Source organism: Pseudomonas faucium (genome assembly GCF_021602585.1).
Classification (GTDB): Bacteria; Pseudomonadota; Gammaproteobacteria; order Pseudomonadales; family Pseudomonadaceae; genus Aquipseudomonas; species Aquipseudomonas faucium.
This window is the reverse complement of sequence record NZ_BQIP01000002.1, coordinates 421,035-440,094: the sequence shown is the minus strand read 5'-3', so window position 1 is coordinate 440,094 and position 19,060 is coordinate 421,035. Positions and strand designations below refer to the sequence as shown.

At 64.7% G+C, this 19,060-nt stretch carries 18 protein-coding genes; 11 read left to right on the top strand and 7 right to left on the bottom strand.

Translation table 11 applies throughout. The features are described from left to right. Positions 1-41 precede the first annotated feature (41 nt). The 9 genes from L6D75_RS04765 to L6D75_RS04725 all read left to right on the top strand — a co-directional run bounded on the left by L6D75_RS04765 (position 42) and on the right by L6D75_RS04725 (position 10,334). Positions 42-1,349, top strand: coding sequence for a CitMHS family transporter (locus L6D75_RS04765; protein ID WP_176515886.1), 1,308 nt, complete (start codon positions 42-44; stop codon positions 1,347-1,349). Positions 1,350-1,422: 73 nt separating this feature from the next. Further along, complete coding sequence (locus tag L6D75_RS04760; protein ID WP_176515888.1) at positions 1,423-2,193, top strand: TerC family protein; 771 nt, start codon at positions 1,423-1,425, stop codon at positions 2,191-2,193. 240 nt (positions 2,194-2,433) lie between these two features. Next, positions 2,434-4,092: a Na/Pi cotransporter family protein gene (locus tag L6D75_RS04755; RefSeq protein ID WP_176515890.1), complete on the top strand. Its 1,659-nt coding sequence runs from the start codon at positions 2,434-2,436 to the stop codon at positions 4,090-4,092. A gap of 30 nt (positions 4,093-4,122) precedes the next feature. Then, positions 4,123-5,529, top strand: coding sequence for a M16 family metallopeptidase (locus tag L6D75_RS04750; RefSeq protein WP_176515892.1), 1,407 nt, complete (start codon positions 4,123-4,125; stop codon positions 5,527-5,529). A gap of 143 nt (positions 5,530-5,672) precedes the next feature. After that, entirely contained in the window at positions 5,673-6,695 is a 1,023-nt protein-coding gene (locus tag L6D75_RS04745; RefSeq protein ID WP_176515894.1) for a DUF5924 family protein, read from the top strand. 155 nt (positions 6,696-6,850) lie between these two features. After that, on the top strand, positions 6,851-7,984 hold the full coding sequence (locus L6D75_RS04740) for an MlaE family ABC transporter permease (protein WP_176515897.1): 1,134 nt from the start codon (positions 6,851-6,853) through the stop codon (positions 7,982-7,984). Then, a complete protein-coding gene (locus L6D75_RS04735) occupies positions 7,981-8,772 on the top strand; it encodes an ABC transporter ATP-binding protein (RefSeq protein ID WP_176515899.1) in 792 nt (263 codons plus the stop codon). Before L6D75_RS04740 ends, L6D75_RS04735 begins: the two co-directional genes overlap by 4 nt. 3 nt (positions 8,773-8,775) lie before the next feature. Next, a complete protein-coding gene (locus L6D75_RS04730; protein ID WP_176515901.1) occupies positions 8,776-9,714 on the top strand; it encodes an MlaD family protein in 939 nt (312 codons plus the stop codon). Next, the gene (locus tag L6D75_RS04725; protein WP_176515903.1) at positions 9,711-10,334 is read left to right on the top strand and encodes an ABC-type transport auxiliary lipoprotein family protein; all 624 of its coding nucleotides are present in this window, start codon (positions 9,711-9,713) and stop codon (positions 10,332-10,334) included. Before L6D75_RS04730 ends, L6D75_RS04725 begins: the two co-directional genes overlap by 4 nt. Here the strand turns inward: L6D75_RS04725 and L6D75_RS04720 are convergent. The 7 genes from L6D75_RS04720 to L6D75_RS04690 all read right to left on the bottom strand — a co-directional run bounded on the left by L6D75_RS04720 (position 10,316) and on the right by L6D75_RS04690 (position 15,723). Then, the gene (locus tag L6D75_RS04720; protein ID WP_176515905.1) at positions 10,316-11,545 is read right to left on the bottom strand and encodes a nucleoside recognition domain-containing protein; all 1,230 of its coding nucleotides are present in this window, start codon (positions 11,543-11,545) and stop codon (positions 10,316-10,318) included. The genes L6D75_RS04725 and L6D75_RS04720 overlap by 19 nt on opposite strands. A gap of 154 nt (positions 11,546-11,699) precedes the next feature. Beyond that, complete coding sequence (gltP, locus tag L6D75_RS04715) at positions 11,700-13,028, bottom strand: glutamate/aspartate:proton symporter GltP (protein WP_176515907.1); 1,329 nt, start codon at positions 13,026-13,028, stop codon at positions 11,700-11,702. Positions 13,029-13,262: 234 nt separating this feature from the next. Beyond that, the gene (locus tag L6D75_RS04710) at positions 13,263-13,505 is read right to left on the bottom strand and encodes a hypothetical protein (RefSeq protein WP_176515909.1); all 243 of its coding nucleotides are present in this window, start codon (positions 13,503-13,505) and stop codon (positions 13,263-13,265) included. A gap of 260 nt (positions 13,506-13,765) precedes the next feature. Next, positions 13,766-14,236, bottom strand: a complete 471-nt coding sequence (locus L6D75_RS04705) for an inhibitor of vertebrate lysozyme family protein (protein WP_176515911.1) — start codon at positions 14,234-14,236, stop codon at positions 13,766-13,768. Between the two features lie 2 nt (positions 14,237-14,238). Further along, positions 14,239-14,400 carry a DUF1328 domain-containing protein gene (locus tag L6D75_RS04700; protein ID WP_176515913.1) on the bottom strand — a complete coding sequence of 54 codons (162 nt, stop codon included), beginning with the start codon at positions 14,398-14,400 and terminating at the stop codon, positions 14,239-14,241. 42 nt (positions 14,401-14,442) lie between these two features. Continuing rightward, entirely contained in the window at positions 14,443-14,727 is a 285-nt protein-coding gene (locus tag L6D75_RS04695; RefSeq protein WP_176515915.1) for a hypothetical protein, read from the bottom strand. Between the two features lie 174 nt (positions 14,728-14,901). Further along, a complete protein-coding gene (locus L6D75_RS04690) occupies positions 14,902-15,723 on the bottom strand; it encodes a BON domain-containing protein (protein ID WP_176515917.1) in 822 nt (273 codons plus the stop codon). 210 nt (positions 15,724-15,933) lie between these two features. Here L6D75_RS04690 and algB point away from each other — a divergent pair, with 210 nt between their 5' ends. Together algB and L6D75_RS04680 are read left to right on the top strand one after the other, a co-directional pair. After that, positions 15,934-17,280: a sigma-54-dependent response regulator transcription factor AlgB gene (gene algB / locus L6D75_RS04685; protein ID WP_176515919.1), complete on the top strand. Its 1,347-nt coding sequence runs from the start codon at positions 15,934-15,936 to the stop codon at positions 17,278-17,280. Beyond that, on the top strand, positions 17,277-19,055 hold the full coding sequence (locus tag L6D75_RS04680; RefSeq protein ID WP_176515921.1) for a KinB sensor domain-containing domain: 1,779 nt from the start codon (positions 17,277-17,279) through the stop codon (positions 19,053-19,055). The genes algB and L6D75_RS04680 overlap by 4 nt, the downstream gene beginning before the upstream one ends. Positions 19,056-19,060 lie beyond the last annotated feature (5 nt).

Here is a 19,060-nt window from a genome sequence, read left to right as displayed (position 1 = left end):
AACAGCCTTTTCTTTCGCCGCGCCACGCCTGGAGTACTGCCATGCTGACCTTCCTCGGCTTTGCCATGGTCATCACCTTCATGTACCTGATCATGACCAAGCGCCTGTCGGCCTTGATCGCGCTGATCCTGGTACCGATCCTGTTCGCCCTGTTCGGTGGTTTTTCCGCCAAGATCGGCCCAATGATGCTCGAAGGCATCAGCAAGCTCGCGCCCACCGGCGTGATGCTGATGTTCGCCATTCTGTATTTCGCCCTGATGATCGACTCCGGCCTGTTCGACCCGGCCGTGCGCAAGATCCTCAAGCTGGTCAAGGGTGACCCGCTGAAAGTCTCGGTCGGCACCGCCGTGCTGGCCCTGGTGGTGTCGCTCGACGGCGATGGCGCCACCACCTACATGATCTGCTGCGCCGCCATGCTGCCGCTGTACAGCCGCCTGGGCATGAGCCCGCGGATCATGGCCGGCCTGATCATCCTGGCCGGCGGAGTGATGAACATGACCCCCTGGGGCGGCCCGACCGCCCGCGCCGCCAGCGCCCTGCACGTGGACCCGTCGGACATCTTCGTGCCGATGATCCCGGCCATGCTGTTCGGCGTCGTCGCAATCCTGGCCATCGCCTACCTGTACGGCAAGCGCGAGCGTGCCCGCCTGGGCGAGCTGCACCTGCCCACCGACGACATCGACCACAGTGAAATCAGCGTCTCGCAGTTCCCCGAAGCGCGCCGGCCCAAGCTGCTGTGGTTCAACGGCGCACTGACCGCGGTGCTGATGGTCGCGCTGATCGCCGGCCTGCTGCCGCTGCCGGTACTGTTCATGATCGCCTTCAGTATCGCCATGATCGTCAACTACCCCTGCCTGCAACAGCAGAAAGACCGCATCGCCGCCCATGCCGGCAGCGTACTGGCAGTGACCGGGCTGATCTTTGCGGCCGGTATCTTCACTGGGATCCTGTCGGGTACCGGCATGGTCGAAGCCATGTCCAAGAGCTTGCTGGCAGTCATCCCGGAAGCCCTGGGCCCTTACCTGGCGGTGATTACCGCGATCGTGAGCATGCCGTTCACCTTCTTCATGTCCAACGATGCGTTCTACTACGGCGTGCTGCCGGTGCTGTCGGAAGCGGCCAGCCACTACGGCATCAGCCCGGTGGAAATGGCCCGCGCGTCGATCGTCGGGCAGCCGGTACACCTGCTGAGCCCGCTGGTACCCTCCACCTACCTGCTGGTAGCCCTGGCCGGAATCGAGTTCGGCGACCACCAGCGCTTCACCCTCAAGTGGGCAGTGCTGGTCTGCCTGTGCATAATGGCCGCCGCGCTGATGATGGGCATTTTCCCGCTGTTCAGTAGTCTTTAATCAAGTACGCACCACCCCAACGCGAAACGCCCGTTCCTGGGCGTTTCGCCATTACCGTTCGAAGGAAGTACACATGGAATGGCTGACCAGCCCGGAAATCTGGGTTGCCTTTTTTACCCTTACAGCGCTTGAGATCGTTCTCGGTATCGACAACATCATCATGATCTCGATCCTGGTCAGCCGCATGCCCAAGCACATGCAGCCGCGCACGCGGATCTTCGGCCTGGCGCTGGCGATGGTCACCCGCATCATGCTGCTGCTGTCGATCACCTGGGTCATGCGCCTGACCGCCGACCTGTTCGTGGTCTTCGGCCAGGGCATTTCCGGGCGTGACCTGATCCTGTTCTTCGGCGGCCTGTTCCTGCTGTGGAAAAGCTCCCAGGAGATCTACCACGGCCTGGAAGGCGAGGACGAAAGCAGCGATGCGCCAAAGGGCGCGGGCGGCAAGTTCTTCTACACCATCATCCAGATCGCCATCATCGACATCGTGTTCTCGCTGGACTCGGTGATCACCGCGGTGGGCATGGTTTCGCACGTGCCGGTGATGATTGCCGCGATCGTCGTGGCGGTGCTGGTGATGATGCTGTGCGCCGGCGCCATCAGCAATTTCATCGACAAGCACCCGTCGCTGAAGATGCTCGCGCTGTCGTTCCTGATCGTCGTCGGCACCGTGCTGATCGCCGAAGCCTTCGACGTGCATGTGCCCAAGGGCTACGTGTACTTCGCCATGGCGTTCTCGCTGGCGGTGGAGGCGATCAACATCAAGATGCGCACGGCCATGGCGCGTAAAGCGGGCAAGGACCACGACCCGGTGAAACTGCGCAAGGACATTCCAGGTCAATAAGCCCTGGAAGCGCTGCAGAAAAAGGCCCTTCGGGGCCTTTTTTCATGCCCGGGTTTTCATCACAAGCTTCATGACGGAAATATTTCAAATAGCTGCAGAGCGTGCCAAGCTGGCGCGAGGTCCGCAAAACAACTAAAGCTTGAGTGAGCACTGGATAAAAACGCCCACCCCCGGGCCAGGCTCACGGCTTCACCCATTTGGCTCCGCTTCTGGAGCCCGGATAAAAAGGGGGGCTCGACCATGCTGACCCTGCTCAACCTGCTCTCCGCCGTGGCTTTGCTGGTGTGGGGCACTCATATCGTGCGTACCGGCATCCTGCGGGTGTTCGGCTCCAACCTGCGCCGGGTGCTCGGCCAGAACATGAACCGGCGGCCACTGGCGTTCATCGCCGGCATCGTGGTCACGGCCGTGGTGCAGAGCAGCAACGCCACCGCGATGCTGGTGACCTCCTTCGTCGGCCAGGGCCTGATGGCCATGACCCCGGCCCTGGCGATCATGCTCGGCGCCGACGTGGGTACCGCGCTGATGGCGCGGGTGCTCACCCTGGACTTGTCGTGGCTGTCGCCGCTGCTGGTGTTCCTTGGCGTGATCTTCTTCCTCTCGCGCAAGCAGACGCGTGCCGGCCAGCTGGGGCGGGTGGCCATCGGCCTGGGCCTGATCATCCTGGCCCTGCAGCTGATCGTGCAGGCCGCCGCGCCCATCACCCATGCCCAGGGCGTGAAAGTGCTGTTCGCCTCGCTGACCGGCGACATCCTGCTCGATGCCCTGGTCGGCGCGCTGTTCGCCATGATTTCCTACTCGAGCCTTGCCGCAGTGCTGCTGACCGCGACCCTGGCCGGCGCCGAGGTGATCAGCCTGCCGGTGGCCATCGGCCTGGTGGTCGGCGCCAACATCGGCAGCGGCCTGCTGGCATTTCTCAGCACCAGCATGCAGAACGCCGCCGGCCGCCGCGTGGCCCTGGGCAGCCTACTGTACAAGCTGATCGGGCTGCTTTTGATCATCCCGGTGCTGCACCCGCTGGTGGAGTGGATGGATTCGCTGAGCTTCAGCCCGCAGGAGCTGGTGATCGGCTTCCACTTGCTCTACAACACCTTGCGCTGCCTGATCATGCTGCCCACGGTCAACCCCATGGGCCGCCTGTGCAACCGCCTGCTGCCCGAGCGCGAGGTCGGCAACGGCCAGGTGCGCCCGCGCCACCTCGATGCCTCGGCGCTCACCACCCCGAGCCTGGCCCTGGCCAACGCGGCGCGCGAAACGCTGCGCCTGGGCGATATCGTCGACAGCCTGCTCGAAGCCATGCTCGGCGCCCTGCGCGGCACCCACACCGCCATGCCGCAGCAGGTACGCGCCCTGGGCGAGGACGGCGAGGCTTTGTACAGCGCGATCAAGCTGTACTTGGCGCAGATGCCCCGGGAAGACCTCAGCGACCAGGACAACCGGCGCTGGGCCGAGATCATCGAGCTGGCGATCAACCTCAAGCTCGCCTGCGACCTGATCGAGCGCATGCTGCGCAAGGTGCAGCAGCAGAAGACCAGCCAGCGCCGGGAGTTTTCCCAGGTCGGCCTGGAGGAGCTCACCGGCCTGCAGGAGCAATTGCTGGCCAACCTGCGCCTGGGCCTGTCGGTGTTCCTCAGCGCCGACCCCGAGAGCGCGCAGCTGCTGTTGCGCGAAAAACGCCGCTTCCGCGCCCAGGAGCGGCGCCTGGCGCACGCCCATGTCAGCCGCCTGCAACGCAAGGTGGTGCAAAGTATCGAGACCAGTTCGCTACACTTGGAGCTGATCGCCGACATGAAGCGGTTGAACTCTTTGTTCTGCAGCAGTGCCTATGTGGTACTGGGTGGCTCGGACACCGGCGGGCTGATGCTCGACGCGGTACCGGACGAAGCCCGCCTGTCCTGACCCTGCCTACCCGGAGACACACGCTCGCCCATGCGTTGCCTGATGTTCGTTTGCCTGCTGATCTGCAGCCTGCCCACGCTTGCCCTCGATCGTTCGCGGGTCGAGGGCTACCTGTTGCCCAATGGCCTGCAGGTGATCCTCAAGTCCGGCTACGAGCGCGACCATGTCGCCATCCGCCTGGTGGTGGGGGTTGGCCTGGACGACTTCGACTGCGAGCAGAAAGAACTGCCGCACCTGCTCGAACACCTGCTGTTCAGCGGCATCGACGAAACCGGCGAGGGCGGCCTCGAAGAGCGCCTGCAGTCGCTGGGCGGGGAGTGGAACGCCTACACCAGCAGCGCCGACACCACCTTCGTCATCGAAGCGCCGGCGCGCAACCAGCGCAAGGTCCTCGACCTGCTGCTGGCGGTGCTTCGCGATACCCGCATCGACGCCAAGAGCCTGGCCACCGCCAAGCGCATCATCGAGCGCGAGGATGGCGGCCACTACGGCCACCTGCAACGCTGGCTCGACCGCCAGGACATCGGCCACCCCGCCAGCGACCAGCTGGCCACCGAGCTGGGCCTGAAATGCCCCGAGCGCTCCAACCTCGACGACATGACCCTGGAGCAGGTGCAGGCCCTGCGTGACCGCTGGTATGCCGCCAACAACATGACCCTGATCATGGTCGGCGGCCTCGACCGCCTGCTGCCGGCCTACCTGGAGCGCACCTATGGCGAACTGCCAGCCACCGAGCCTGAAGAGCGGCGCAATCTCGAAAGCATCAGCCAGCAGGCCGAACAGCGTCGCGACCTGAGCCGTGGCGTGCTGGGCGACAGCGCCAAGCTGCACTGGCTGTTCATCGAGCCGGTGCTGGACAACGACCACCAGCAGACCCTCGACCTGCTCTCGCGCTACCTGGACTGGGCGCTGTACGACCAGCTGCGGCTGCGCAACGGCCTGTCCTATGGCCCCTCGGTGCAGCGCGAGAGCTTTGGCGACAGCGGCATGCTCAGTTTCAATGCCGACCTCGAACGCGACGACATCGACGCAGCGGTCAAGGTGATGCAGCAACTGTTCGACCACTTGCGCGAGCAAGGCCTCGACCCGGAGACCTTCGCCCGCATCAAGGATGCTGCCGTGGCCAAGGAGAGCTGGAGCAGCCAGGGCAACAGTGCGCTGGCCGACTATTACTGGGGCGCGCTGAACGACTACAGCAACGGGCGCTTTACCGACCCGGCGCGCAAGCTGCGCCAGGTGACCCTGGCCCAGGCCAACGATGCGCTCAAGCAATTGCTCAAGGACCAGGGCTACCTGCGGATCGAGAAGCCGTTGCTGGGGTATGACGAGTTGTACGGGCTGATTGCGCTGCTGGTGGGGGTGATCCTCGCGGCCGGGCTGCTGCGCTGGCGGCATCACACGCCCCGACGGCCGAGTGGTGCTACACGGGAGCGGTAGTTCGGCGGTATCCTTTTGCCAGTACCGGCCCTATCGCCGGCAAGCTGGCTCCCACAGGAAAAACCACAGGCAGTGGCGTTCTGTGGGAGCTGGCTTGCCAGCGATAGGGCCGGCAGCCTTTCCCTAAAATCGTTGCAGCCCCAATGCCCCCTATCCCCCATTTCGTCCAGCGCGTCATCGAACTGCTCAAACGCTACCCCGGCGTCATCGCCCTCGGCGGTTTTCTCTCCGGCATCGGCAGCTTCATCCTCGTCGACCGCCAGGCCGGCCTGGCCAGCTGGGTCGCCATCCTGTTGCTGGTCAGCTGGGTCTGGCTGATGCTGGAGAACGCCCTCACCGGCCTGTTCGCCCGCACCTTCAAACGCGAGATCCCCCAGCCGCTGCTGCGCTATGCGACGCAGATGATCCACCAGGAAAGCCTGTTCTTCGTCTTGCCGTTCTTCTTCATCACCACCACCTGGAACAGCCTGCAGCTGGTGTTCACCGGCCTGCTCGGTGCTGCCGGGCTGGTGTCGATCATCGACCCGCTGTACTACAAGTGGCTGGCGCCGCGGCGCTGGCTGTTCATGGCGTTTCACACCCTGACGCTGTTCGCGGCGCTGCTGACCGCGCTGCCGATCATCCTGCACCTGACCACCGCGCAAAGCTTCAAGCTGGCGTTGATCGCGGCGATGGCGCTGTCGTTCCCCAGCCTGATCAGCAGCTTCCCGATCAGTACCTGGCGCCGTGGCGTGGCGCTGGTGCTGGTGACCCTGGCCGTGGGCGGCGGCGGCTGGCTGTTGCGCTCGTGGGTGCCGCCGGCAACCTTGTGGATGACCGAGGTGGCGGTCAGCACCGAAGTGCTCAATCGCCAGCCCGGCGAGTCGCTGGAAGAAATCGCCGCCAGCCGCATCCGCAGCGCCGGCCTGTATGCCTATACCGCCATCAACGCACCGCGCGGGCTCAACGAGCGCATCTACCACGTGTGGCAGAAGGACGGCCAGGAGGTCGACCGCATTGCCCTGGATATCCACGGCGGGCGCAAGGAAGGCTACCGGGCCTGGACCCACAAGCAGAACTTCCCGCCCAACCCGGTGGGCAAGTGGCAGGTGCGGGTGCTGACCGAGGATGGCCAGGTGATCGGCGTGCTGCGCTTCAAGGTGGTCGACGACGCCCCGGCGGGCTGATGCAAAAGGGCTGCTTTGCAGCCCCATCGCCGGCAAGCCGGCTCCCACAGGCAAGTGCAGTGAGGTCCCTGTGGGAGCCGGCTTGCCGGCGATGGGGCCAAGACAGGCACGCTGCGCTATGATCAGCCTCTACGCCCCCACGGGCTGTCAGATGCATGGAGCCTATGACCACTCCCAGCGCCTCCCTGGACACCAGCTGCCAACCGGCCTGCCTGCGTATCGCCGGTGACTGGACCCTGGCCCACTACGCCAGCCTCAGGCGCGACAGCGAACAGCTGCGCGCGCAGGCCACAGGCGACGCCATCGCCGACCTCAGCCAACTGGGCCGCCTGGACACCGCCGGGGCCGCGCTGCTGGCCGAGCTGCTCGGCACCGAGCGCCTGAACCACTGCACCAACGAGCTGCCCGAGGCCAGCCGCGCCCTGCTCAAGACCGTCTACACCTCGGTGCAGGACTATTGCATCCCGGTCAAGGCGCCCGAACGCAACGTGCTGCTGCAACTGCTGGAGCGCATCGGTTGCGCGGTCGGCACGCTGTGGCAAGACAGCATGCAGCTGCTCGGCTTCGTCGGCCTGATCCTCGAAACCCTGCTGCGCCGGCTGTTCCAGCCCCACCGCTGGCGCGTCACCCCGGTGGTCGCGCACATCGAGCAGACCGGCCTCGACGCCGCCCCCATCGTCGCCTTGCTGACCTTTCTGGTGGGCGCGGTGGTGGCCTTTCTCGGCGCCACGGTGCTCGCCGCTTTCGGCGCGACCATCTTCACCGTCGACCTGGTGGCCTTCTCGTTCCTGCGCGAATTCGCCGTGCTGCTGACCGCCATCCTCATGGCCGGGCGCACCGCCAGCTCGTTCACCGCGCAGATCGGCTCGATGAAGGCCAACGAAGAAATCGACGCCATCCGCACCCTGGGCCTGAACCCCATCGAATTGCTGGTGGTGCCGCGGGTGCTGGCGCTGCTGATTTCGCTGCCGCTCTTGACCTTCGTGGCGATGATCTGCGGCATCGTCGGCGGCGCGGTGGTGTGCGCCCTGACCCTGGATATTTCACCGGCGATGTTCCTTTCGCTGCTGCAGAGCGACATCGGCGTGCAGCACTTTCTGGTCGGCCTGGCCAAGGCCCCGTTCTTCGCCTTCCTGATCGCCGCCATCGGCTGCCTGGAAGGCTTCAAGGTCAGCGGCAGCGCCGAGTCGGTCGGCGCCCACACCACCTCCAGCGTGGTGCAATCGATTTTCGTGGTCATCGTGCTGGATGCCGTGGCCGCGCTGTTCTGCATGGAGATGGGCTGGTGACGGGCCAACAAGCGGTGATCGAGGCGCGTGGCATCTGCAACCGCTTCGGCAGCCAGGTCGTGCACGAGCACCTGGACCTGGACCTGTACCGTGGCGAAATCCTCGCCGTGGTCGGTGGCTCGGGCAGCGGCAAGTCGGTGCTGCTACGCAGCATCATCGGCCTGCGCCGGCCCAACGAGGGGCTGATCAAGGTGTTCGGCGAAGACCTGGCGAGCCTGGGCGAGGAGCAACGTTCGCTGGTCGAGCGGCGCTTTGGCGTGCTGTTTCAGAAGGGCGCGCTGTTCTCCTCGCTGACCGTCACCGAGAACGTGGCCCTGCCGCTGATCGAGCATGCCGGGTTGTCGCGCGACGATGCCGAGCACCTGGCCGGGGTCAAGCTGGCCCTGGCCGGCCTGCCGCTGTCGGCTGCCGACAAGTACCCGTCGTCGCTTTCCGGCGGCATGATCAAGCGCGCCGCACTGGCCCGGGCGCTGGCCCTGGACCCGGACATCCTGTTCCTCGACGAACCTACCGCCGGCCTCGACCCGATCGGCGCCGCCGCTTTCGACCAGTTGATCCTGACCTTGCGCGACGCCCTGGGCCTGAGCGTGTTCCTCATCACCCACGACCTGGACACCCTCTACACCATCACCGACCGCGTCGCCGTGCTGTCGCAGAAAAAAGTGCTGGTCGCCGGCCCCTTGGCCGAGGTCGAGCAAACCAACGACCCGTGGATTCACGAATACTTTCACGGCCCACGCGGGCGCGCTGCCGAACAGGCCGCCGCCAGCGCCGGGCAGGAGCGCTGAACGATGGAAACCCGAGCTCATCACGTTCTCATCGGCCTGGTCACCGTGGTGGTGGTGGTCGGTGCCATGCTGTTCGGCCTGTGGCTGACCAAGTCCAGTGTCGACGACGCCTTCAAGGACTACGAAGTGGTCTTCAACGAGGCCGTCTCCGGCCTGTCGCGCGGCAGCCCGGTGCAGTACAACGGCATCAAGGTGGGCGATGTGACCAGCCTGCGCCTGGACCCCAAGGACCCGCGCCGGGTGCTGGCGCGTGTGCGCCTGAGCGGCGACACCCCGGTGAAGGAAGATACCCAGGCCAAGCTGACCCTGGCCGGGGTTACCGGCAACTCGTTCATCCAGCTCAGCGGCGGCACCCCGCAAAGCCCGGAGCTCAAGAGCAAGGATGGGCACCTGCCGGTGATCGTCGCCTCGCCCTCGCCGATCTCGCGCCTGCTCAATGACAGCAGCGACCTGGTGACCAACATCAACCTGCTGCTGCACAACGCCAACCTGATGTTCTCCGAGCGCAATATCGAGCGCCTGAGCAACACCCTGGCCAACCTCGAGCAAACCACCGGCGCCTTCGCCAACCAGAAGGGCGGCATTGGCGCGGCCATCGAGCAACTGGCCCAGGTCGGCAAGCAGGCCAATGCCACCCTGGCCGAAACCCAGGCACTGATGCGCAACGCCAACGGCCTGCTCGGCAACGAGGGCAAGCAGGCCATCGGCAGCGCCGAGCAGGCCATGCAGTCACTGGCGCAAAGCACGGCAACCATCAACAGCCTGCTGCAGGACAACCGCCAGTCGATCGACGACGGCGCGCAAGGGCTGAACCAGCTGACCCCCGCCATCCGCGAGCTGCGCGAGACACTCAATTCGCTCAAGGGCATTTCCCGGCGCCTGGAGGCCGACCCGAGCGGCTACCTGCTCGGCCGCGACAACAACAAGGAGTTCCAGCCATGAATCCGTCGCTGCGCCTGCTGGCCCTGGCGGCCACCCTGAGCCTGGCCGCCGCCTGCTCGATCCTGCCGCAGCCGGCGCCGGTGGACATGTACCGGCTGCCGGTCAACCAGGCCAGCCGCAACGCAGCGCCGTTGGACTGGTCGCTGCGCCTGAACAAGCCGCTGGCCAGCGAAGCACTGAGCGGCCCGCGCATCGCGGTGGTGCCCGAGGGTGACGTGATCAGCAACTACAAAGGCGCGCGCTGGAGCGACCCGGTGCCCTTGCTGGTGCGCAACCGCCTGCTCGATGGGTTCCAGCGCGATGGCCGGGTGCAGCGCCTGAGCGCCGACGACAGCAACCTGCAGGCCGACTACGAACTGGTGGGCGAGCTGCAGGCGTTCCAGAGCGAGTACCGCTCAGGCGGCGCGGTGGAAGTGGTGGTCCGCTATGACGCGCGCCTGGTCCAGGGGCGCAGCCAGCGCATTCTCGCCAGCAAGCGCTTCGAAGTGCACCAGCCGCTGGCCGACCGCCAGGTGGCCGCGGTGGTGGCGGGCTTTGGGGCGGCCAGCGACAGGCTGGCCGGGCAGGTCATCGACTGGACCGTGGCCCAGGGAACCCAGGCTCAGGCGAAGAACCAGTAGCAGATGCAGATGGCCGCGATCACGCCCGACAGCTCGGCCAGCAAGGCGCAGCCCACGGCGTGGCGCACCCGCTGGATGCCCACCGCGCCGAAGTACACCGCCAGCACGTAGAAGGTGGTTTCGGTACTGCCCTGGATGGTCGCTGCCACCAGCGCCGGGAAGCTGTCGACACCGTGGGTCTGCATGGTCTCGATCAGCATCGCCCGGGCGGCGCTGCCGGAGAACGGCTTGACCAGCGCCGTCGGCAGGCCTTCGACGAAACGGGTGTCCATGCCTAGCCAGTTGACCGCGTGGCGAATGCCGTCCAGCAGCAGCTCCAGCGCCCCGGAGGCACGCAGCACGCCCACCGCCACCAGCATCGCCACCAGGTAGGGCAACAGGCTCTTGGCCACGTCGAAGCCTTCCTTGGCGCCGTCCACGAACGCTTCGTAGACCTTCACCCGTTTCAGCGCGCCGATCACCAGGAACAGCACGATCACACCGAACAGCGTGAGGTTGCCGAGGATCGACGACAGGCTGGCCAGCGCCGCCGCCGACAGGGTGCCGAGAAAAGCCATGAAACCGCCCAGCAGCAGCGCGCCCGGGATCATGTAGGCGAGCACCACCGGGTCCCACAGGCGCAGGCGCTGCATCACCGCCACCGACAGCAGGCCGACCAGGGTCGACACGCTGGTGGCCAGCAGGATGGGCAGGAACACCAGGGTGGGGTCGGTGGCGCCTTGCTGCGCCCGGTACATGAAGATGGTCACCGGCAGCAGGGTCAGCGACGAGGCGTTGAGCACCAGGAACAGGATCTGCGCGTTGCTTGCCGTGGTGCTGCTGGGGTTGAGCTCCTGCAGGGCACGCATGGCCTTGAGGCCAATCGGCGTGGCGGCGTTGTCCAGGCCCAGGCCGTTGGCGGCGAAGTTCATGGTGATCAGGCCCAGGGCCGGGTGGCCGGGCGGCACCTCGGGCATCAGCCGGGCGAACAGCGGGCCGAGCACCTTGGCCAGCCATTCGACGATGCCGGCCTGTTCGGCGATCTTCAGAAAGCCCAGCCACAGGGTCAGGGTGCCGAACAGCAGGACCATCACCTCCACCGACAGCTTGGCCATGGCGAAGATGCTCTCGACCATCGCGGCGAAGATGCCGGCGTTGCCGCCGACCAGCCATTGGGCCAGGGCGGAGACGGCCGCCACCAGGAAAAAGCCGAGCCAAAGGCCGTTTAGCATCCGTGTGATCCCCCTGAAAAATGCTCGAATGATAACTGGTTTGGGCTGTACCGGCCTCATCGCCGGCAAGCCGGCTCCCACAGGTATAGCGCTGGGCTTCAGCCGAAAACAAAAAGCCCCGACAGGTCGGGGCTCTTCGTTCAATACGTCAGGCTCAGCGCTTGGCGTGCTCGCCTACCGCTGCAGTTTCCTGCTTGTCGGCCATCAGCGAGGCATAGTACTGCTCGCCCTTGGCCGCGTCGTACATGCCTTCCCAACGGGCGATCACCAGGGCCGCCAGGGCGTTGCCGATCACGTTCAAAGCGGTACGCGCCATGTCCATGATGCGGTCGACACCGGCAATGAAGGCCAGGCCTTCCAGCGGGATGCCCACGCTGCCCAGGGTGGCCAGCAGTACCACGAAGGACACGCCCGGCACGCCGGCGATGCCTTTGGAGGTGACCATCAGGGTCAGCACCAGCAGCAGCTGCTGGCTCCAGGACAGGTCGATGCCGTAGAGCTGGGCGATGAAGATGGCCGCGATGCTCTGGTACAGGGTCGAACCGTCGAGGTTGAACGAGTAGCCGGTCGGTACCACGAACGAGCAGATCGACTTCGGCGCACCGTACTTCTCCATCTTCTCGATCACGCGCGGCAGCACGGTTTCGGAGCTGGAGGTGGAGTAGGCGAGGATCAGCTCATCTTTCATGATGCGCATGATCTTGATCACCGAGAAGCCGAACAGGCGCGCCACCAGGCCCAGCACCATGAAGGCGAAGAAGGCGATGGCGAAGTATACCAGCAGCACCAGCTTGGCCAGCGGCAGCAGCGAGCTGAAGCCGAAGTTGGCGACCGTCACGGCGATCAGGGCGAACACGCCGATCGGGGCGTAGTTCATGATCATGTGGGTGACCTTGAACATGGTCTCCGACACGCCCTGGAAGGTACGTACCAGCGGCTCGCGCAGGTCTGCCTGCAGGCTGGAGAGGCCCAGGCCGAACAGCACCGAGAAGAAGATGATCGGCAGCATTTCGCCACGCATCAGCGCCGCGAAGATGTTCGACGGGATCAGGTTGAGCAGGGTCTCGATGAACGCATGCTCATGCTGCACCTCGGCCGCGGTGGCCTGGTACTTGGAGATGTCCACGGTGCCCAGGGTGCTCATGTCGATGCCGGCACCTGGGTGGAACACGTTGGCCAACACCAGGCCGACGACGATGGCGATGGTGGTCACCACCTCGAAGTAGATGATGGTCTTCAGGCCGATACTGCCCAGTTTCTTCGCGTCGCCAACCCCGGCGATGCCCACGATCAGCGACGAAATCACGATCGGGACGACGATCATCTTGATCAGGCGAATGAAGATGTCACCGGCAGGCTGGAGAACGTTGCTGATCCACCATGCCTTTTCCGCACTGAAGTGGTTCAGCAGCGCGCCGATTGCAACGCCCAGGACCAGACCGATGACGATCTGCCAGGCGAGGCTCAGTTTTGCCTTCTTCATGTCTTTACCCTTTGTTCTAGTGGTCACGGGCACCGACCGGAAAAGCGCGTAACAGAGCCGTTGGCAACGTCACGGGCAGCATGCAGCTTCCGTCCGGAGACCCCATGTAGGGATACCGCGAGCGAGCGACTGAGCGCTCGGGCCAGCGAAAAGGCGGCAACTATTGCGATGGGAAAGGATGAAATCTAATGCCGGAAGCGTATACCCCATACCGATTATGCATACTGATCTGCGTCAAAATGAGGCACTCGCAAGCCCTTGATTTATAACGTTCGGATTCCCGAACAGGGCCAAAGCGCCATTTTTAGGCATATATGGCAGGGCAGAAAGGGTGGCAGAGATGGCTTGTTCGACAATCCGAATGGCGTAAATGCCGCTTGCGCGGCCACTCGATTGGACGAAAAAAAATTGATGTACGGTCAAGACAAAATGTGTCCTGACAGCAAATTCCTGAAAGGAGGATGGAAAGATGGACATGGCGCCTCGGAAGCCAGGCCTCAATAGTGTGGGATCACCCGCACCTGACCTGAAGCTTCCGATTCTGCCTTTTCCTGACCCGGCCCAATCCTGGAGGCACTCCCTGTACCCCTAGGCCACTCCGATCCTGCAACAATCAGAACAGCCCGGCCCCTTGGTCATGTGTCGCCCCTCCTCGGGGCGGCGCATCATAGAAGCGAGAACGATAGAAAGGTTCCGCTTCTATTACATGACAGCGCGCGACCGCTGGTCAGTAACGCTCAATACCACTTCGGATCGCGCTTGAGTTGCTCCTGCAGCATGGCCTTCATGCCATCGTCCGGCTTGCCCAGCCAGCGGTACTGGGCGTGGCGGGTCGGCGACTTGTCGCTGGGCAGGCCTTCGGGCACTTCCACGAGCATCCCGTAGGCATCGTCCTTGTCCCAGCTGAAAGCCACGATCAGGCGCTTGTAGGTGCAGTTGTCCTGGGACTCGCAGAGCGGGCCGACCAGGTACTTGTCGCCGTCTTCGGTGACTGCCGACATCTGCTCCTGGGCGCTGCCGGTGAGGTTGATCACCCACTCGGGCAGGCGCTCTTCGCCTTTGATCGTGTGCTGCCAGGTTTCCCGGTATTCGGGGTCCGAGCCGAGCAACTGGTCGACCCGGACCTGGCCGTCATTGGCCGCCATGGCCCCTGCGCTAGCGCCCAACAGCAGGGCGGTAGCCAGGGCGGTACGTAGCATCCTGCTCATCGTCAACCTCGATTGCGTCCAAAGAAGAAGGAGGCTACGAACAGGACCAGGAAGACAATGAACAGGATCTTCGCGATACCCGTGGCGGCGCCAGCGATACCACCGAAGCCCAGTACGGCAGCGACAATGGCGATGATGAGGAAAGTGATAGCCCAGCTCAGCATGATGCTTCTCCTTTCTTTTTTGAGATCAGTCCGGCCTTGCCGTCAGAACACCCAGCGTTCTTGCGGCACGACATTTTCAACGGTGGCCGGCGAGGTATTGGCAGTCGGCAGCGGTTGGGCTGCCTTCACCAAGGTATTGGCACGTGTTGCCTGCATATGGGTCAGCAGTGCGGTCTGCGCGGCGACCTGATCGGCCAGCCGGGCGGTCTGCACGCTGTAGTAGAAGAGGCCGGCGGCCAAGGTCAGCAGCATCGCCATCCCAAGTAACAGGACCTGGCGCAGGGGGAGTGCGACATTTTGCGAGCGGTTGACGTGTTGGCGGTTCATGCCGGTTCTCCTGCTGTAATTTTTCTTCAAACCTGAAGGGGTAATTGCAGCCTGCGTGCCAGCCATTTACATCAAATAAAATCCTTTAAAATCATGTAGTTACGTAATCTCCGCATAGCACTTGAGGACGTATCCTGCACGATGACCGATTTGGCGTCGTGCGAATTGCACGATTCAACCCTCGACCTTGGTAGCCACTTTCAGCAGGTCGGCATCCACACCGCGCACGCCGATGATCTGCCGGGCGATTTCCACCGCGATGGTTTTCTGCTCGCTGCTGACCACCTCGCCAGACAGCCGCACCATGCCTTCTTCACTGGCCACCTTGATGTTCAGGCCGTCCAGGTTGCGGCTGAAACGGAAGCTGCTCTGGATCTTGTCGACCACCCAGCCATCACTGGGCTGCGGCCCCGTGGGGGCATCGACCGGGGTTTCGCGGGCCTTGGCCATGGCCACGGTATCCAGGCTCACCAGGTTGTTGACCAGGTGCACGCCATCGGTGGTGCGCGCCAGCACACCGGCCAGCTCCTTGGCTTCGGCGCTGTCGACCTTGCCGCGCAAGGTCACCACGCCCTCGCTGCTCTGCACTTCGATGGCCGCCTTTTCGGTGATCCGGCTCCACAGCAGCCGCGCACGGATCACCGCAGCCAAGGTGGCATCGCTCAAGCGCTGGGCGTAGGCCCGCGACTCCAGCGGCCGCTCGACCAGCTGGGCATTGACCCGCAGCTGGTTGTCGACCTGCTCGATGCCACGGGTGGCCAGCGCGACCTGTTCAGCCAGGTGGCGCTCGACCTCATTCTCCACCTCGCCCGACAGGCGCGCCGTCGGCCCCTCGACCGCCACCTGGATTCGAAACGGGTTGAGCATCTGGTTCAGGGAAAGCGCCGTTTGCAACGAACCCTCCAGGCGCGCGTCCTTGACCGGGTCGGCCATGGCAGTGGTGCAAATGGACAGGAGGCCGACCGTCAATGCGGCCGTTCGGATGGAAAAGGGCATGGTTGCACTCCTTTTGTGGGCAAAATCCATAAATCGTCGCAACCAATGTGCCATCGCCAAGCTCTAACAAAATCATCGAGATATCGGGGCTTGCGGGGGCTGTTTGGCCATTGGCTAGCATGCAAAGGACAGAATCCTTCAGAATTGACCATGCAACTTGCCCGATTTTCCCCACACTAATTGAAGACCTACCCTAAGGAGCTCAGGAAAATGGAATCCGCCCAGGACAACCAAGGCCGCATTCTGCTGGTGGACGACGAGTCCGCGATCCTGCGCACCTTCCGCTACTGCCTGGAAGACGAAGGCTACAGCGTGGCCACCGCCAACAGTGCGGCGCAGGCCGAAGCCTTGTTGCAGCGCCAGGTGTTCGACCTGTGCTTCCTCGACCTGCGCCTGGGCGAGGACAACGGCCTGGATGTACTGGCGCAGATGCGCGTCCAGGCGCCCTGGATGCGCGTGGTGATCGTTACCGCGCATTCGGCGATCGACACCGCGGTCGACGCCATCCAGGCGGGCGCCGCCGATTACCTGGTCAAGCCTTGCAGCCCCGACCAACTGCGCCTGGCCACGGCCAAGCAGCTGGAAGTGCGCCAGCTGTCGGCGCGCCTGGAAGCCCTCGAAGGCGAGGTGCGCAAACCCAAGGACGGCCTCGACTCGCACAGCCCGGCGATGATGGCGGTGCTGGAAACCGCCCGGCAGGTGGCCACCACCGATGCCAACATCCTCATTCTCGGCGAGTCGGGTACCGGTAAGGGCGAACTGGCCCGGGCCATCCATGGCTGGAGCAAGCGCGCGCGCAAAGCCTGCGTGACCATCAACTGCCCATCGCTCAATGCCGAGCTGATGGAAAGCGAACTGTTCGGCCACACCCGCGGCGCCTTCACCGGCGCCAGCGAGAGCACCCTTGGCCGGGTCAGCCAGGCCGACGGCGGCACGCTGTTCCTCGATGAAATCGGCGACTTCCCGCTGGCGTTGCAGCCCAAACTGCTGCGTTTCATCCAGGACAAGGAGTACGAGCGGGTCGGTGACCCGGTGACCCGCCGCGCCGATGTGCGCATCCTCGCGGCGACCAACCTGAACCTCGAGGAAATGGTGCGCGAAAGCCGCTTCCGCGAAGACCTGCTGTACCGCCTCAACGTCATCACCCTGCACCTGCCGCCCCTGCGCGAGCGCAGCGAAGACATCCTGACCCTGGCCGACCGCTTCCTCGCCCGCTTCGTCAAGGAGTACTCGCGCCCGGCCCGAGGCTTCAGCGATGAGGCCCGCGCCGCGCTGCTCAACTACCGCTGGCCGGGCAACATCCGCGAGCTGCGCAACGTGATCGAGCGGGCCAGCATCATCTGCCCGCAGGAGCGGGTCGAGATCAGCCACCTGGGCATGGGCGAGCAGCCCGCCAGCAATGCCCCGCGCGTGGGCGCGGCGCTGAGCCTGGATGAGCTGGAGCGCGCCCACATCGGCGCGGTGCTGGCGGCCAGCGATACCCTCGACCAGGCGGCCAAGACCTTGGGCATCGACGCCTCGACCCTCTATCGCAAACGCAAGCAGTACAACTTATGAGATGGCCGATGAAGCTGCGCACGCGGCTTTTCCTGAGCATTTCGGCACTGGTCACGGTGGCCTTGCTGGGCTTGCTGCTGGGCCTGGTGAGCGTACTGCAGATGGCCACGATGCAGCAGCAGTCGGTGCGCGATACTACCCAGGCGCTGGAAACCGGCCTGAAGCTGCGCCAGAACCTGGGTGAACAGCTGACCCTGATGCTCGACCAGGACACGGCCCCGCAAAGCCTGCAAACCTTGCAGCAGAACTTTCAGAGCCTGCTTCACCAAGGGCTGGAGCAAGGGGGCGAGCGCACCGGTTTCAGCAAGGCCAGCAGCAACTACCAGGCCTTCCTCCAGGCCTACCGCGACAGCCCGGCGCCGGCCGTCAGCCTGGGCGTCGACCAACCACTGGGCGCCGCTTTCAACCAGGTCCGCACCGACCTGATCGATTCCCACAAGCAGGCCCTCGACCAGATTACCCGCAGCGAAGAAATCAGCCGCGACCGGGCCATGCTGGTCAGCGGTGTGCTCGGCCTGATGGGCCTGGTGGTGCTGGTGCTGGGCTTCATTACTGCGCACAACATCGCCCGGCGCTTCGGCCAGCCGATCGAAGCCCTGGCCAAGGCGGCCGACCAGCTTGGCCAGGGCAACTTCGATGTCACCCTGCCGGTGACCCAGGCCGTCGAGCTCAACCAGCTGACGCGGCGCTTTGGCCTGATGGCCGATGCCCTGCGCAAGCACCAGGCCACCAATGTCGATGAACTGCTGGCCGGCCAGCAGCGCCTGCAGGCGGTGCTCGACAGCATCGACGATGGCTTGCTGATCATCGACCGCCAAGGCCGCCTGGAACACCTCAACCCGGTTGCCCAGCGCCAGCTGGGCTGGAGCGACAGCCGTGTCGGCACAGGCCTGGCCCAGGCCCTGCAGCGCCCGGAGCTGGAGCAGCAGCTGCGCCAGGTGCTGCGTGGCGGCAACCTGGACCGGCCGCCGGACGACTTGAGCATCGAAGTCGATGAAGAATCGCGCCTGCTGACCTACAGCCTGACCCCGGTCAGCCACCCGCAGGGGCCGATCCTGGGCGCGGTGATGGTGCTGCACGATGTCACCGAGCAGCGCGCCTTCGAGCGCGTGCGCAGCGAGTTCGTGCTGCGCGCCTCCCATGAACTGCGCACGCCGGTCACCGGCATGCACATGGCCTTCGGCCTGCTGCGCGAGCGCATCAAGTTCCCGCCCGAGGCCCGCGAGAGCGACCTTCTGGACACCATTGGCGAGGAAATGCAGCGCCTGACCCAGCTGATCAACGACCTGCTCAACTTCTCGCGCTACCAGAGCGGGCTACAAAAGCTGGAGCTTGCGCCCTGCGCCATCGACGAGCTGCTGGCACATGCCCAGGCCCGCTTCAGCGAGCAGGCGGCGGCCAAGCAGATCGAGCTGGTCAAGGAGCTGGACCTGCCGCTGCCACGGATTCAGGCCGATGTCGCCCAGCTCGACCGGGTGCTCGACAACCTGCTGCACAACGCCATCCGCCATACCGCCAGCGGCGGGCGCATCCGCCTGCATGCCCGGCGCCATGCCGAGCGGGTGATCGTCAGCGTCGAGGACAATGGCGAAGGCATCGCCTATGGGCAACAGGGGCGGATCTTCGAGCCGTTCGTACAGGTCGGGCGCAAAAAGGGCGGGGCCGGGCTTGGCCTGGCGCTGTGCAAGGAAATCGTGCAACTGCATGGCGGGCGCATGGGGGTGTTTTCGCGCCCGGGCCAGGGCACGCAGTTCTATATGGCCTTGCCGGTCTGAGGGCC